13 protein-coding genes and 1 tRNA gene are annotated in these 14,858 nt (G+C 45.7%); 11 read left to right on the top strand and 3 right to left on the bottom strand.

Annotation, left to right across the window (positions count from 1 at the left end; all coding sequences use genetic code 11):
• From G9U52_RS04260 to G9U52_RS04245, 4 genes are all read left to right on the top strand, one after another.
• Nucleotides 1-816 carry a carbohydrate ABC transporter permease gene (locus tag G9U52_RS04260; protein ID WP_166146491.1) on the top strand — a complete coding sequence of 272 codons (816 nt, stop codon included), beginning with the start codon at nt 1-3 and terminating at the stop codon, nt 814-816.
• 42 nt (nt 817-858) lie between these two features.
• Nucleotides 859-2,601 (top strand): sensor histidine kinase, encoded by a 1,743-nt coding sequence (locus G9U52_RS04255; RefSeq protein ID WP_166146489.1) that lies wholly within the window; start codon nt 859-861, stop codon nt 2,599-2,601.
• Nucleotides 2,576-4,198 (top strand): response regulator, encoded by a 1,623-nt coding sequence (locus tag G9U52_RS04250; RefSeq protein WP_166146486.1) that lies wholly within the window; start codon nt 2,576-2,578, stop codon nt 4,196-4,198. Before G9U52_RS04255 ends, G9U52_RS04250 begins: the two co-directional genes overlap by 26 nt.
• A 172-nt stretch (nt 4,199-4,370) precedes the next feature.
• Complete coding sequence (locus tag G9U52_RS04245; RefSeq protein WP_166146484.1) at nt 4,371-5,300, top strand: aldo/keto reductase; 930 nt, start codon at nt 4,371-4,373, stop codon at nt 5,298-5,300.
• A 70-nt stretch (nt 5,301-5,370) separates the two neighbouring features.
• On the opposite strand, the gene G9U52_RS39135 is transcribed toward G9U52_RS04245, so the two are convergent.
• Nucleotides 5,371-5,568: a hypothetical protein gene (locus G9U52_RS39135; protein WP_207952767.1), complete on the bottom strand. Its 198-nt coding sequence runs from the start codon at nt 5,566-5,568 to the stop codon at nt 5,371-5,373.
• Between the two features lie 70 nt (nt 5,569-5,638).
• Nucleotides 5,639-5,712, bottom strand: a tRNA-Arg gene (locus tag G9U52_RS04240).
• A 171-nt stretch (nt 5,713-5,883) separates the two neighbouring features.
• Between G9U52_RS04240 and G9U52_RS04235 the strand changes: the two genes are divergently transcribed.
• Nucleotides 5,884-7,089 carry an MFS transporter gene (locus G9U52_RS04235; RefSeq protein WP_166146482.1) on the top strand — a complete coding sequence of 402 codons (1,206 nt, stop codon included), beginning with the start codon at nt 5,884-5,886 and terminating at the stop codon, nt 7,087-7,089.
• A gap of 211 nt (nt 7,090-7,300) precedes the next feature.
• On the opposite strand, the gene G9U52_RS04230 is transcribed toward G9U52_RS04235, so the two are convergent.
• On the bottom strand, nt 7,301-7,921 hold the full coding sequence (locus tag G9U52_RS04230) for a molybdopterin-dependent oxidoreductase (protein ID WP_243767109.1): 621 nt from the start codon (nt 7,919-7,921) through the stop codon (nt 7,301-7,303).
• Between the two features lie 237 nt (nt 7,922-8,158).
• Between G9U52_RS04230 and G9U52_RS04225 the strand changes: the two genes are divergently transcribed.
• The 6 genes from G9U52_RS04225 (at nt 8,159) to G9U52_RS04200 (ending at nt 14,811) form a co-directional block, all read left to right on the top strand.
• Nucleotides 8,159-8,815, top strand: coding sequence for a helix-turn-helix domain-containing protein (locus G9U52_RS04225; RefSeq protein WP_166146480.1), 657 nt, complete (start codon nt 8,159-8,161; stop codon nt 8,813-8,815).
• A 137-nt stretch (nt 8,816-8,952) separates the two neighbouring features.
• The gene (locus G9U52_RS04220) at nt 8,953-10,209 is read left to right on the top strand and encodes a sialate O-acetylesterase (RefSeq protein WP_166146478.1); all 1,257 of its coding nucleotides are present in this window, start codon (nt 8,953-8,955) and stop codon (nt 10,207-10,209) included.
• 212 nt (nt 10,210-10,421) lie between these two features.
• On the top strand, nt 10,422-10,811 hold the full coding sequence (locus G9U52_RS04215; RefSeq protein WP_166146476.1) for a rhodanese-like domain-containing protein: 390 nt from the start codon (nt 10,422-10,424) through the stop codon (nt 10,809-10,811).
• Nucleotides 10,812-11,049: 238 nt separating this feature from the next.
• Nucleotides 11,050-12,459, top strand: a complete 1,410-nt coding sequence (gene aspA / locus G9U52_RS04210) for an aspartate ammonia-lyase (RefSeq protein ID WP_243767144.1) — start codon at nt 11,050-11,052, stop codon at nt 12,457-12,459.
• A gap of 78 nt (nt 12,460-12,537) precedes the next feature.
• Nucleotides 12,538-13,539, top strand: coding sequence for a LacI family DNA-binding transcriptional regulator (locus G9U52_RS04205; RefSeq protein ID WP_166146472.1), 1,002 nt, complete (start codon nt 12,538-12,540; stop codon nt 13,537-13,539).
• Between the two features lie 123 nt (nt 13,540-13,662).
• Nucleotides 13,663-14,811, top strand: a complete 1,149-nt coding sequence (locus tag G9U52_RS04200) for an iron-containing alcohol dehydrogenase (RefSeq protein ID WP_166146728.1) — start codon at nt 13,663-13,665, stop codon at nt 14,809-14,811.
• Nucleotides 14,812-14,858: the final 47 nt, after the last annotated feature.

Below are 14,858 nucleotides of genomic sequence, written 5' to 3'. Positions count from 1 at the left end.
ATGAAAAAGAAAGGCGCTTATAATAGGGTCTATACGCTGTTAACGATCATTGTGATTCTTTTGTTTTCGTTCCCGTTTATATGGATGCTGTTGGCCTCGTTCAAGACACAGGCGCAAATCATGTCGTCCGGACAGTTTTTAGTCTTTAAGCCGACAATCAAAAACTACGTGAACGTGTTCGAGCAATACGAATTTATGCGTTTTATTGTCAATAGCTTTATCGTAGCTGTTGGCTCCACAGTTGGCTCCTTGCTTCTGGGTTTGCCTGCGGCATATGCTATCGCCAGATACCGTCTGCAAGGTCTTGGCCTGGTTATTTTAGTCGCTAGAATTATACCGGGGATTACGTTTTTGATTCCGTGGTTTATTTTGTTCTCAAATTTGCATTTGGTCGATACGTATACTGCGCTTATTTTGAGCCACATGCTGGTGGGTTTGCCTTTTATCATTTGGATTATGATCTCGTTTTTTGAGGGACTTCCATTGGAAATCGAAGAAGCTGGACTTATTGATGGTTGTACTCGATCCCAAGTGTTTGTGCGAATCATTTTACCGATATCAGGAGCCGGTATTATTACATCGTCGCTGCTTTCCTTCATTTTCTCATGGAACAACTTTATGTTTTCCATTATACTTGCTGGAGACAAAACCAAGACACTGCCGATTGCTGTATTTAATTTCTTGTCGTATTCAGATATTAACTGGGGTGCCTTAATGGCCGCAGCTTGCATTATCACACTGCCAGTGTTGATCATTGCCCTATTGGCTCAGCGGTATATCGTGAGCGGACTTGCCGCTGGTGCGGTGAAAGGATAACGCATTAGTTACAACCCGAATTACAGGGGAGGAGGAATAGGAATGGTTGCCAAAAGAAACACGTTTCGTAGAATGGTTCTTATCATCTTCCTCCTCTTAATTCCGATTGCCTGTGTCTACATGTATTCGAATCAAGTAAGCGTAAATGTGCTAAGGGATGAAATTCAAGAAAATCTATTAAACAGGCAGCAATTTTTTATATCCCAAGTTGACGGTTCCGTTGATCAATTATCCATGTTCCCTGTAATTGTCGGCCAGGATCCATTTATCAAACAGTATGTGGATAAGAAAGATAAAGTTTTGCTGGATAGGCTGCTATTGCAATCCCGGGTGATTGAAAAGCTCGGGCTGCAGAGCGTATCCAGTGACTGGACCAATGAATTAAGCATTTATTTACCGGAGGAAAGACAAGCATTATCCTCTAATATATTTGTTACCTATAAAGATGATTATATGAAGCAGATGATTAAGAAAAAATGGACTTATGATCAAGGAAACGGGAAGCCATTGAGTGAAACATTCATTCGTCAGGTAGCAGAGCCGGCATCAGCGGTGAGCTTGGATCAAGCGCGTGTCGTCTACGAGGTCCGATTGTCCGTCGAAAATATCCGGCTTATGCTGGATATTTTCAAAACGGGGGGCAAAGGGGATCCTTTTTTATTTATACCCGGTAGGCCAGCTATTGTTAACCATAGTGCAAATCCCAAGCTTTCACATGCAGTTTCACAAGACTTGGATTCCCAAGCTCTGGAGGCAGTTTCCGGCAATCGGATAGTTAGTCTAGAATCGGATAAGTACTTGGTCAATTATGTAAAGTCTCGTTCACTTGGATGGTATTTAGTCGATTATGTACCACTGGAGCAAACGCTGCAACCGATTACGGCGAGTCGGAATTTTTTTTACGTTTCCATGGCCCTTCTGCTTATTGCGGGAATGATTGCTACTTACTTGCTGTATCGGCATGTTCAAATCCCGATCGGAAAGCTGTTGAAGAGTGTTCAGCAGATCACACGTGGCGATTATTCGGGTCGAATCGAATATCAACCTAACAATGAATTTGACTTTCTGATCCGCCGATTTAATGAGATGACCGAGCAAATGCAGGAGTTAATTGAAAAAGTGCATGTGGAGCAATTACGTTCCCATGAAGCAACCTTAAAGCAGCTGCAAGCGCAGATCAATCCGCATTTTTTATACAATTGCCTATATTTCATCAGCAACATGGCGATGCTGGAGGACAAACAGTCTGTTGTCGCTATGGCCAACAATTTGGGCGATTATTATCGCTATACAACGCGGTTGGAAAGGCAACAGGTTACAATAAAAGAGGAACTACAGCTCGTCTCCAATTATTTGACCATTCAGAATTTACGCATGGATCGCATTGAGTATGAATTAGATGTACCGGAATCGATGCTGCTGCTGAGCATTCCTCGGTTGCTCCTGCAGCCGCTGGTGGAAAATGCGGTTATCCATGGACTTGAACAAAAAATGGGCAAGGGGTTCATCCGCATTTATGGAGAAACGGTTGGTGGGGAGCATCGAATTCATATTGAGGATAACGGGCTGGGGGTTTCATCTGAAAGACTCCAGGAGCTGAACACGACGCTGGACCAGTCCATGACAGAAGAAATAGGCTGTGGCGTATGGAATATTCATCAACGTCTAAAGCATCATTTCGGAGCGTCGTCAGGTTTGCAGCTTGCCTCATCTGACTATGGCGGCTTTAAAGCAACCGTGATATGGAGGGAACCAACTTATGTACCAGCTCTTGATCGTGGATGATGAAAGGCATGTCGTTGAGCGATTGGCTGGAACGATGGACTGGGAATCCTTGGGTATCGAAACGGTTCATCGGGCTTATTCGGCTCAAGAAGCAATAACTCTGCTCCATACAACGACTATTGATATTATCATCACAGATATTCAAATGCCCGGTATGACGGGATTGGAGCTGATTGCTATCGTGCGCCGAAAATGGGCGAAAACCCGGTGCATTTTGCTATCAGGCTTTGCCGATTTCAGCTACGCGCAAGAAGCCATTCAGCACGGAACTGCGGATTATTTGCTGAAGCCTGTTTCGGAGGAGCAAGTCCGTGATACCGTTCAACGTGTTTTACAGCAAATTCAAGCGGAATGGGCGGAGCTGGTTTCTGGGCAGCGTATCCAGCTAACCTTGAAGGAGAATTTGCCTCTCCTAAAGGGTAGTCTGTTAAACGAGCTGCTTCAGGGCAGACGTTACCCAGGAGAAGAATGGGAACGCAAGATGCTTGAGCTCGGAATTCCCAGCTTTCACCATAGCCCATTCGCCATGGTGATGGTGCGGATGGAGGAGCAGTTTTTGCATTATGACGCCCGCAGCTTGTCATTGTTCGAATATGCAGTCGGCAATATTGCCGAGGAATTATTTTCACCTCAATATGAGATATGGCATAGTAAAGATTCTCATGACTACTTAGTATTTATGCTGAAGTTGAGAACGGAAAGCACCGAGATCGAAGAATGGCAGCAGCATTTGGAGCGAACATCAAGTGAGCTGCAGAAGGCAGTGACCACCTATTTAAAAGGTAAAATATCGGTTCTCGTTAGTACGTGGGGACAATTTCCTGACGATGTAACAACGGTATACAACCAAGCTTTGTCCCTATTCCGTAAAAGGATTGGTAGCGAGCATAATTTATTTATGACGACCAAAGAGGATGAAGCACCGAAAGAATCACACCGTACCCTGCAGCATCTTTATGAGCTTCCGACCTTAACCCAGCTACTGGAGACAGGGCGATGGTCTGAGGTTGAAGAGAAACTGATTGGCGTTTTCAAGGAGTTAAATGAGCAATGGTCGCAGTCACAGGAGCATGTTTTGGAGGTTTTTTTTGCGGTTTCCGCTGCTTTCTCCTACATTACTCACAAAAATGGGAGGCAGCTTGCCGAGTTGATTGGGCCCGATTATTATAAAATGACCGAAGGTCTGCCTTTTCGTTCGGCAAGCTTGCTGCGTGACTGGAGCTTGCGTGTACTGGGCCAATTGAAAGCCGATATGGACAAGGAAGTGAATGATGCGCGTTCATCAATCGTTCATCGTGTTCAGCAATTCGTTGAGCAGAACCTGAGCGAGGATGTGTCGCTTCAAACGATAGCGGACCATATCTACTTGCATCCCGTTTACCTGTCCAAAATTTACAAGCTGGAAACCAAACAAAACATTACCGATTATGTATTCCAGCTTCGTATGGAGAAGGCAGCCTATCTGTTGAAAAACAGCCAGGACAAGATCTATGAAATTGCCGAAAAAATGGGTTATCAGCGGGCGCATTCATTTATCCATGTGTTTAAAAAGCATTACGGTGTTACTCCCCAAGAATTTCGCGACCAACAGATATGAGTATGACAAATATTCCTATTTTGATAAGCCTGCTACGGATATATCCTTCATGCTGCATTGACTGGTTACATTTTATAAACTAGCGCACCTTTTTTTCCATTCTTGTTGAGACCTTCAACCTCCACTATAATAAAATAGTTGCGCATGATGTAATTAAAAGGAGATGTCGTTCATGAAATACCGCAGACTAGGGAAAACGGAACTGAAGGTTTCAGTCGTTGGAGTAGGAACGTGGCAGTTTGGTGGAGCTTGGGGCAAGGATTTCACACAGGATGAAGTAGACGCTATCTTGGACAAAGCTTCAGAAGTCGGCATTAATCTTATTGATACGGCAGAATGCTACGGGCATCATCTTTCGGAAGGATTTATCGGAGATTATATCTCCCGCAGAAATAGCAGGGCAGATTGGGTGCTCGCTACAAAATTCGGCCATAACCACGCAGATCGGGAAAGTACACGTAATTATTGGTCGGCTGAAGAAGTTCTTATTCAATTGGAGGCTTCACTAAAGAGCTTGAAAACGGATTATGTCGATTTGTACCAGTTCCATTCGGGCGCCGACGATTTATTTGACAATGACCAGCTTTGGACGATGCTGGACAAGCAGGTTCAAGCGGGAAAAATAAGAAATTTGGGTATCTCCATCGGCAGTAATGATAATCTGCATCAAACGGATGCGGCAACAAAGGTGAATGCCAAAGCTATTCAAGTCATTTATAACCGCTTGGATCAAACACCAGAAAACCGCGTATTTCCATCCTGTGAGCGGCAGGATCTTGGCGTGCTTGCTCGTGTTCCTCTTGCAAGCGGATACTTAAGCGGCAAATATAAACCGGGTGCCGAATTCGCAGCTAATGATGTCCGTTCCCGACATGATAAGGAGCAGACTGCATTGAAGCTGGAAAGAGTGCAGGAGATCCAGAAAAACGAGCTGCCTAATGGCCTGAGTATGGCTGAATGGGCGCTTGCCTGGTGCCTCAAGCATCCTGCGGTTACTAGCGTGATCCCAGGCTGCAAAAGTCCAGAGCAGGTTCAGACTAATGCCAATGCAGCCGATCTTGATATGGTAAGTGACGATCATCCTTCCGCATGGAAAGCTTAATAGTCCTAGAAGGCTAGAACCATTGATGTTGCCAAATAACCTTCAACCCTCGTCTACAGTGGGCTAAAGGTTATTTGATATATACTTCAAATGCTAAACCCGGTGGACTTTGTGGAATTCCGATGCTTCTAGGATCAATTTGGCTGCCAGAGCCGACATGCGTGTTGACTTCATTAGTGGCTTGAATCCCGAACGCCTCCCCACAGACAAGCAGATAGCAGAGCAGACAGCAAACAGCAGATAGCAGACGTCCAGCGTAAAGCGGCACAAAAAAAGCGCCATTGCTGGCGCTTTTAGGAGTACACTCATATTTAATGGATATTAATGAAAGTAGAAGGCGCGCCCTGAGAGATTCGAACTCCCGACCTTTTGATTCGAAGTCAAACGCTCTATCCAGCTGAACTAAGGGCGCAACATAAAATTAACATAACTGATCATACCATAAAGCTGTAACGAACACAAGTTCCTACGCGTTATTAAATACACAAATGAAATGATTTTCTTCCTCTTCCATAACAACTACAGTATAATAATCTGGCTGAGAAAAATTGGGAGCCTACACGGAATGGGATGAAGAATGGTTATGGGTAAAAGTTCAGCAAGTGCTCCACTGGAAACTGCAAAGCCGATTATGACGAATTCACTGATGCTATTAATGGCTGTAGCCTGTGGAATGTCGGTGGCTAATCTTTATTATAATCAACCGCTACTCGCAGAAATCGGGCGTGCATTTAATGTTACCGCTGTGGAAGTGGGCAGCATCTCGATGCTAACGCAAATCGGTTATGCTGTAGGGATGTTTTTGTTCGTGCCGCTTGGCGATATGAAGGAACGCCGCGGACTGATTGTGGTCATATTATTAGCTGAAATGGTATCGCTGATTGGCGTGGCCACCTCACAGAATCTAACATGGATTTATATGGCGAGCTTATGCGTCGGTTTTACGGCTGTAACGACACAAATAATTATTCCATTGGCGGCTGATCTTGCTCCTCCCGAGGAGCGCGGCAAAGTGATTGGTACCGTCATGAGCGGATTGTTGATCGGGATTTTGTTGGCAAGGACGATTTCTGGAGTGATTGGCGGTTTTATGGGCTGGCGCTCGATGTACTGGATTGCTGCGGCAATGATGCTGGTGCTGGCGATTTTATTATGGAAGGTATTGCCCAAGGCCAAGCCAGCGAATCCAATCACTTATGGGCAATTAATCAGATCAATTGGCGAGCTGGTTAAGACCCAGCCCATGCTGAGGGAAGCCTCATTATTAGGCGCATTAATGTTTGGCGGCTTTAGCGTTTTTTGGACAGCGCTTGCTTTTTTTGTAGAGGGTACTCCTTATTATTATGGTAGTGAAATTGCAGGACTGTTTGGTTTAGTAGGTGTTTTAGGTGCAGCAGCAGCCCCGGTAGCTGGCAGGTTAACGGATCGTTTTAGTGCGACAGGAATGGTTGGTATATTTATTGTATTGGCTTTGTTGTCTTATCTTTCATTTTGGGTTATAGGGTTTTATTTGTGGGGACTCATTCTGGGGGTGATCCTTCTTGACTTAGGTGTGCAGGGCTCGCAAATTTCTAATCAAGCGCGGATCTATGCCTTAGTTCCAGAGGCGAGAAGCCGGCTTAATACCGTATTTATGGTTAGTACCTTTATTGGCGGGTCGATCGGCTCTACGCTGGGCAGCTATGCTTGGAGCATCGGGCAATGGAATGGCGTTTGTATCGCAGGTGGCTCTATGATTGGAGCTGCGGCGATGGTGTGGAGCGTTCAACGCAGGCGGAATAAGGCGTAGTCTTCCGTAGTGACTTCATTGAAATCTCCTCCATTTGTCAAAAAGCACCTCCGCCCCACTTTCAAAGTGGCTGCTGAGGTGCTTTTTGGCGATCACGCTCGTACATGTTTAGCACTATAGAATGAATACTAATCACAATTTATTAACGTTTTCCGATATAATATCTTGGTGATGCGCCGACAGCTGACTTTTACCCGAGTGCTGCGAATAGTCAAAAGTTTGGATCGGAGAACCGTTCCTCGTTATAAGGATTGGCCGTCATGGAGTAACCTCGCTGCTCCCAATACCCGGCCGCATCCTCTTTCATAAATTCAATGCCAGTTGCCCATTTGGAGCCTTTCCATAAGTAAAAGGAGGCAGGAGGAATAAAACGCAAAGGATATCCATGCTTAGGCGTAATATCCTGCCAATCGTGATAGGCATCCTTCCAACGGCATACGAATAAAGAATCATCGCCAAGCAAGGCTTCGAGCGGCATATTCGCCGAATAGCCAAACGGATTATTGTTGAGATATCCGTAAACCTTTACATATTTGGCATGCGGCTCAACCTCAACTAGCTTCAATAGTTCATGGAGTGCAATGCCTTCAAAGGTAGTATCAAACTTCGACCAGGTCGTCACACAATGCATATCGACAGTTGTGATCGTCCTGGGCAGCTTCATCATCTCTTGAAAGGATAGGTTGATTTCTTTACTAACCTCACCAAATAGCTTGAAATTCCACTGAGCTTCTTGAAAGCTGTAAACATCGCCTTCATGAAGAATCGGCCATTTCTCAGTCTCGAATTGACCGGGTGGCAATAACTTGTCCTTCGGGTTCATCATACTCATCCTTTCCCATAGCTGTATAGGATTCCTCATTTAATAAGTGGCTATTCGCCTATTATAACAATACAGTAAGGATATTGGAACTTTGTAGCGTTTTCTTCGTATGTGACTCCTAAGTTAACTGGAAGGCATTTTGTTATATATAAACTGTTAATTGGGTAATAGTACTAAAGCTACGAATTTACTTTAATTTACTTTCCTATAGGACTTGCCTGTATTAGCAGAAAAAGGGGGGAGCAAATGAGGAAAACATCGGTTGTTATGGATATTGAACGCTTCGAGCAGTCAATTGAACAAGTACCGCTTGCTCAGCTGGTAGAAGAAACGAAACGAATCATTGTAATCATCGGTGTTTATGCCGACGGGAATATCACGGTTGCCCGTGGTCTGCTGGCAGAGGTTTGCCTCTCTGCGGCACGTTATTATTACCATGTAACAGGGGACGAGCTGGGGATGGGCAAAAGCAATAATCAACTTCTGAAGGAAATGAATCGCCTAGGCAGCCTGAAGGAGTTATCCGATTACGTGACAGAGCTGGTTGCCCAGATTTGCATGAAGCTGGAAGCGCGTAAGAAAGGATATAGCTTGCTGGTCAATAAAATTCTTAAACATATTCATGAGCATTTTGCCGAGGCTGTCACTTTAACTTCCGTCAGCACCTTCTTTGACATTAGCCCCGTTTATCTAAGCCGCCTGCTAAGGGCGGAGACTGGCGAGAATTTCGTTGATATTTTGTGTAAAGCGAGAATTAAAGCTGCCAAACGACTGCTTGAGGACCCCAAATGCAAGGTTAACGAGGTCGGAGAAAAAGTTGGCTATAATGAATATGCCTATTTTTATCAGGTGTTCAAGCGGATGGTGGGCTGCTCACCAAAGGAATACAAAAACAAAATGTAAAGCCAATCTTAGATGGCGATGACAATTTGCAAGTATACAGCCGCAACTTTTGATCGAAATCATGGAATAAATTTGCTATATTAACTAGACAAACTTTATTAGGGAGCAAAAGCAGCTATTGGCTGCCTTTGCTCTTTATGGATGATAAGGAGAGGTTTATTATTTCGAATTTAGAGTCGTCGAATATCCATGGAGCTGGAACCAACCTGGCTTTGGGCAAGGCAGTTACCATTAAACAAGGTGGGACGCAAAAGAGCTATCCGGCAGAGCATATCACCGATGGTAAGGCTGATACGATGTGGAGGCCTGCAACTGATGCGCAGATAGATTTGGTTTTAGATTTGGGCAGACAAGAGCTGTTGAATAAGATTGTAATAGTGGGATACCAGCAGCAAACCATCCATTTATCCGTTCAAATTTCCGATGAGCCTCTAAACTGGACAGAGGTCTATAGCCATAGCTTAGACCCTTCGGACGATGGGCATCGAACGACAGAAATTAATGTGGACAATCTTTCCTCGCGATACATACGGATTTTTGCTGAGCCTGTTGGCGTTGATTTTGGAATTTATGAGCTTCAGGTATTTAACCTCGTAGCTGCCAAGGTCCATATGATTGAGCATTTGGGGCTATACGGGGGCGAGGCGCAAGCCATTCAGGCATCGCAGCCGAATTTTCACTTGTATTTATTTATTGGCCAATCCAATATGGCGAGTAGAGCGAGTATTGATAATGAGGATCTGCATCCGATAGACCGTGCCTATGTATGGAACGGGCTTAATCAATGGGAAAAAGCTGAGAATGGCTTGGTCACCAACCTTCCGCAAATTACGGCCATCCAAGGCTTAAACAGGTATGCTTCGGTTGAGGTCAGCACCAAGCTTAACGGATTCCATCTGGCAAGCACCTTTGCCCAAGTCCTTGTAGAGCAGGAGCAGGATACCCAAATCGAAATCGGGATTATAGCGAATGCAAGAGGAGGGACTGCGCTCGCAGAATGGCAAAAGGGTGCAGGCACCGGTCTTTACGAGGAAGCTATTAGAAGAACCCAAGAAGCGATGAAGTGGGGCACCTTAAAAGGTGTATTATGGCATCAAGGGGAAAGTGACCAGAATGACGCGGATACCTACTTTGCCCACTTGAACAGGCTTGTAGCTGACTTAAGGAATGACCTTCAGGCTCCTGGGGTGCCTTTTATAGTTGGTCAGCTATTGCCTACGAAGAATGCCGCTTTTAACCAAGCGATGACCACGATCGCCGAGCATATCCCTAATACCAATTGGGTTTCCAATGAAGGCACAAATTCCACCGGCGATGGAACGCACCTGGACAACGCGAGCCAAAAGCTGTTCGGACGTCGTTATGCTGAGCGAATCATTGAGCATTATAAGTGAAATCAAACCGTGAGGTGTTTCCAGCATGGACATAAAGTTGTTTCCAGCATGGACATAAAGCTTCTTTTTAATTGAAGTCTTGGCATATATCCAAGCTTTAAGCTTTGAGGATACGGAGGATGGTGTTTATCCCCTGCGGCCTACGCTGGAAAAGCCATCCTAAACTGTGTTAAGCTATATAGAGCAAGATCAATTTTAGGAGGCAAACTATAATGGCAATTACTTTTAAGCAAATGGTAGCAAAAGCACGCGAGAACGTTCCAGGAGTTACTTCGGCTGAGGCCAAGGAAAAGATTAAAGCAAATCCGAACACCTTTATTATTGATGTACAAGATGCAGACGCATCAGGCGCATGTGGATTAATTCCAAGCAGCCAAAATATTTCTTTGGGCATGCTGGCGATCCGTGCGGATTTGGAGCTTCCAGAAAGCTTCCGTAATCCTGAGCTTGCTGACCGTAACCGTCCTGTGCTCGTAACCTGTGGGGCAGGCGGACAAGCATCACTTGGAGCCTACCTGCTACAGCAAATGGGCTTTACAGATGTAGCTTACATAGATGGTGGAACTGCTGCTTGGAAAGCTGCCGGTTTTGACGTTGAATAAGTAATGAATCCAGATGATATCGTATAGAAGCAAAGCCTTCCACACTAGTGGTTGGCTTTTTTACTTGGGAAGGGATATTCTGGAATCCCCAGATCTCCTTGATAGTATGGATTTTAAGATTTCGACAAATGGTTGTAGATCAAATTTATTAATGAGATCGGTAAGAATTGGGGATATTAGCTGGAAAGTGGAAATGAGTGCAGCACTAGAGGAGGGGAACCCATTGACTAACGAGCAGATGAGGGTAGAAAAAGACTTTTTGGGCGAAAAGGCAGTGCCGGCTGAAGTGTATTATGGGATTCAAACGTTACGGGCGGTGGAAAACTTTCCGATTACGGGATACCGGGTTCATGAGGCGATGATTGTCGCAATGGCGATGGTAAAAAAGGCGGCCGCACTCGCCAATATGGAAATTAAGCAGCTCACGCCAAGCTTGGGCAACGTTATTGTGCAAGCGGCGGATGAAATTATAGCGGGCAATTGGCATGATCAGTTTATTGTGGATCCGATTCAGGGAGGGGCGGGCACTTCCTTTAATATGAATGCCAACGAAGTTATTGCCAATCGCGCCATAGAGCTATCTGGAGGACAAAAGGGGGATTATTTTCTAATCAGCCCTAACTCCCATGTAAACATGTCGCAATCGACAAATGATTGTTTTCCAACTGCCGTCCACATCGCCACGTTATCACTAATTGAAAAATTATTGGCAACGATGGAGGATCTGCATGGTGCATTTCGCAGCAAAGCCCTCGACTTCGAAGGTGTGATCAAAATGGGCAGAACCCATTTGCAGGATGCGGTTCCGATCCGGCTTGGGCAGGAGTTTGAAGCCTATGGCCGCGTATTGGAGCGCGATATAAAGCGAATCAAGCAAGCCCATGTAGCCTTGTATGAGGTGAATATGGGAGCAACTGCCGTAGGCACGGGGCTTAATGCCGATTTGTTATATATCTCAAGAGTGGTGGAGATCCTGGGCGGGGTAAGCGGGCTCCCTCTTATTCATGCAGAGCATCTGGTGGATGCCACGCAAAATACCGACGTGTATACGGAGGTTTCGGCTTCTCTGAAAATTTGTATGATCAACATGTCAAAGGTGGCTAATGACCTTCGCTTGATGGCCTCCGGACCGCGGGCTGGCCTTGGTGAAATCAATCTTCCTGCTCGCCAGCCAGGCTCCTCGATTATGCCGGGCAAGGTTAATCCGGTCATGTGTGAGGTCGTGAACCAGGTCGCCTTTCAGGTTATTGGCAATGACCATACCATTTGTCTTGCTTCAGAAGCCGGACAATTGGAGCTGAATGTGATGGAGCCCGTGCTGGTGTTTAATTTACTGCAATCTTTAAGTATGATGAATCAGGTGTTTGGCGTATTTAAAGCTTATTGCATTGATGGGATCGAGGTGAATGCTGGCCGGTGCAAGGAGCATGTGGAGCAAAGTGTTGGCGTCATCACCGCGCTTAACCCCCATCTTGGGTACGAGGCTTCTTCGAGGATCGCGCGTGAGGCGACAATAACGGGGCGATCCGTTCGTGAGCTATGCATATTGTACAACGTGCTGACTGAGCAGGAGCTCGATTGTATTCTGGATCCCTACCAAATGACACAGCCTGGCATTGCCGGCAAGCTGCTAATAGAGGAAATGTAGAAACCAACTAGACATATAACGAAGAATAAAGTATGCTTCTAGTAAATGATTACGTATTCAAAAAAGGGGCTTTGTTGCATGGTTTCTTCCAAGGATGTTGCCCGGGCAGCGGGCGTTTCGCAAGCTACGGTATCCCGCGTTCTTAATAACCCGGAAAGCGTGCGACCTGTGAAACGCAATAAGGTGCTTGAAGCCATCCAACAGCTTAATTACGAGCCCAATTTAATCGCACGTAGCTTGGTCACCAATAACACCCGTACGATTGCGTTTATTTCCGGCTCGATGCGCAACAATTTTTTTATTGATACGATGGATTCAATTATTAATTTGGCCAAGGACCGCGGCTACCGAACGATGATTTTTTTTGATGGCAATGAGAGCTTGAAGGATATATGGAGCACGGTCAAAGGGCATATGGTAGATGGTGTTATTTTGTCGCTGGTTAGCATGGATGATCCGGTGCTTGAGGATATTATGAACTCGGGGATTCCCCATATGTTTCTAAGCCGCCGCCCCCGCTTTGGGGGTAATTATATCGAGATCGATAATCGGCTTGCCGGCGAGCTTATTGCTTCACATGTTGTGGAGCTAGGGCATCGAAGGATTGCTTTATTGTCTGGTGAGCTTCAGTATTCGACATTTCTTGGGCGCAAGGAAGGCATTGATAAGGTGATGGCAGAGGCGGGTTTGCCGCTTGAGGCTGGCCTCGTTCATTATATCAATACAGCGACCCTGAGTGAAATTGAAAAGGTCGTTTGGAAAATGATGCAGTTTAACGAGCCGCCAACAGCTATTATTTGTACCTCCGATGCAATGGCGATTGCTTGTATGGATGTACTGCTGGGGATGGGGCTTTCCATTCCTGGTGATGTGAGCATTTCTGGAATTGATGACAGTAAGCTAGCCGCGCACCAATCTTTTCAGCTAACGACAGTTGGACATAAGATTTTTGAAATTGGTGAGATTGCTGTCGAGAACCTGTTGGAGATGATTGGGCACAAGGAAATAGATAAGAAAAGGCAAATTGTGCTTAGGCCGGAGCTGATGATTCGACGTACCACAGCCAGGCATGTTGAATAATTTTTTTGAATTATTTTGAATACGTATTCAAAAATGGTAGTAAATTAAATCAAATAAAGTTCTAAATTTCAAAAAAATATATCTAGAAAGCAGGTGTTTAGCTTGATCGGTAACCAATTACTTATGCCTGGCCAAATTATTTACGGAGCTGGCGTGTTTGCAGAGGTAGGTAATATTGCCATAGGTTTGGGCAAGAAAGCTTTGATCATCAGTGATCCCATTATGGAGCAAATTGGTGTAGTAGCAGAATGCCAGCGTTATCTGGAAGCGGTATCGCTGGTTTTTGCCACATTTACAGGTGTCCCATCGGAGCCAACGGATGCCTATGTGAATGAAGCCTTGGAGCTATGCCGCAAGGAGCAATGCGATTTAATCATTACCGTAGGAGGCGGAAGCTGTATAGATACAGCAAAGGCAGTAGCGGTGATGATGACCAACACGGGGTATATTGGCGATTATCGGGGCGCTAACCCTTTTAAGCAGGCGCCACTTCCGTTAATTGCGATTCCCACAACGGCTGGCACAGGATCAGAGGTAACCAAAGTAACCGTCATTATTGATACGGTTAATGATGTGAAGATGATGATCTCCCAGCCGGAGCTGCTGCCGCGTGTTGCGATTGTAGATCCGTTGCTTACGTTATCCTGCCCTCCCCATGTGACGGCGGCGACTGGCCTGGATGCATTATGCCATGCCGTAGAAGCTTATCTTTCGCGCAAGGCTCATCCGCTGACGGATACGCTGGCGTTAGGGGCGATTACGCGTATAATGAGCCATCTGCCAACCGCTTACGAGCAGGGTGCAGACCTTATTGCCCGCGAGCAAATGGCGATTGGCTCGATGATGGCTGGCGCTGCCTTTTCCAACGCATCGGTGACGCTTGTCCATGGCATGTCCCGCCCGATAGGGGCGTTATTCCATGTGCCGCATGGTATTTCCAATGCGATGCTGCTGGCAGCCGTCCTTGAATTTACCCGCCCAGCCGCTGAGCGCAAGCTGGCAGAGATCGGCCGTATGATTTGGCCGCATTTAACTGGAGATTCCGATGAGCGGCTGGCGGATGCTTTTATAAGCGAAATCAAACGCTTGTGCAAGCAGCTCAACATTCCTAATTTAAGAGGCTGGGGAATTGACGAGCAGAGGTTCACGAAGCTGCTGCCCAAAATGGCTGCTGACGCCATCCTTAGTGGAAGCCCCGGCAATAACCAGCGAGTGCCAACCGAGCAAGAGCTTACCCAGCTGTACCAGCTTTGCTTTGACTACAAGTTGTGAGAGATAAACAACAACTTTCATAAACCTACTATATAAACCTACTATAT

The organism is Paenibacillus agricola (assembly GCF_011440305.1).
GTDB classification, from domain to species: domain Bacteria; phylum Bacillota; class Bacilli; order Paenibacillales; family NBRC-103111; genus Paenibacillus_S; species Paenibacillus_S agricola.
Note: the sequence above shows the minus strand (reverse complement) of the source record. Positions and strands in the feature narration are given on the sequence as shown.

Coding starts and splice junctions, on each gene's coding strand:
- aspA (WP_243767144.1), top strand. CDS start 11,050: ATGAGGGTAGAAAAAGACTTTTTGGGCGAAAAGGCAGTGCCGGCTGAA.
- G9U52_RS04220 (WP_166146478.1), top strand. CDS start 8,953: ATGGATGATAAGGAGAGGTTTATTATTTCGAATTTAGAGTCGTCGAAT.
- G9U52_RS04200 (WP_166146728.1), top strand. CDS start 13,663: ATGCCTGGCCAAATTATTTACGGAGCTGGCGTGTTTGCAGAGGTAGGT.
- G9U52_RS04225 (WP_166146480.1), top strand. CDS start 8,159: ATGAGGAAAACATCGGTTGTTATGGATATTGAACGCTTCGAGCAGTCA.
- G9U52_RS04250 (WP_166146486.1), top strand. CDS start 2,576: ATGTACCAGCTCTTGATCGTGGATGATGAAAGGCATGTCGTTGAGCGA.
- G9U52_RS04255 (WP_166146489.1), top strand. CDS start 859: ATGGTTGCCAAAAGAAACACGTTTCGTAGAATGGTTCTTATCATCTTC.
- G9U52_RS04245 (WP_166146484.1), top strand. CDS start 4,371: ATGAAATACCGCAGACTAGGGAAAACGGAACTGAAGGTTTCAGTCGTT.
- G9U52_RS04205 (WP_166146472.1), top strand. CDS start 12,538: ATGGTTTCTTCCAAGGATGTTGCCCGGGCAGCGGGCGTTTCGCAAGCT.
- G9U52_RS04215 (WP_166146476.1), top strand. CDS start 10,422: ATGGCAATTACTTTTAAGCAAATGGTAGCAAAAGCACGCGAGAACGTT.
- G9U52_RS04235 (WP_166146482.1), top strand. CDS start 5,884: ATGGGTAAAAGTTCAGCAAGTGCTCCACTGGAAACTGCAAAGCCGATT.
- G9U52_RS04230 (WP_243767109.1), bottom strand. CDS start 7,921: ATGAGTATGATGAACCCGAAGGACAAGTTATTGCCACCCGGTCAATTC.
- G9U52_RS04260 (WP_166146491.1), top strand. CDS start 1: ATGAAAAAGAAAGGCGCTTATAATAGGGTCTATACGCTGTTAACGATC.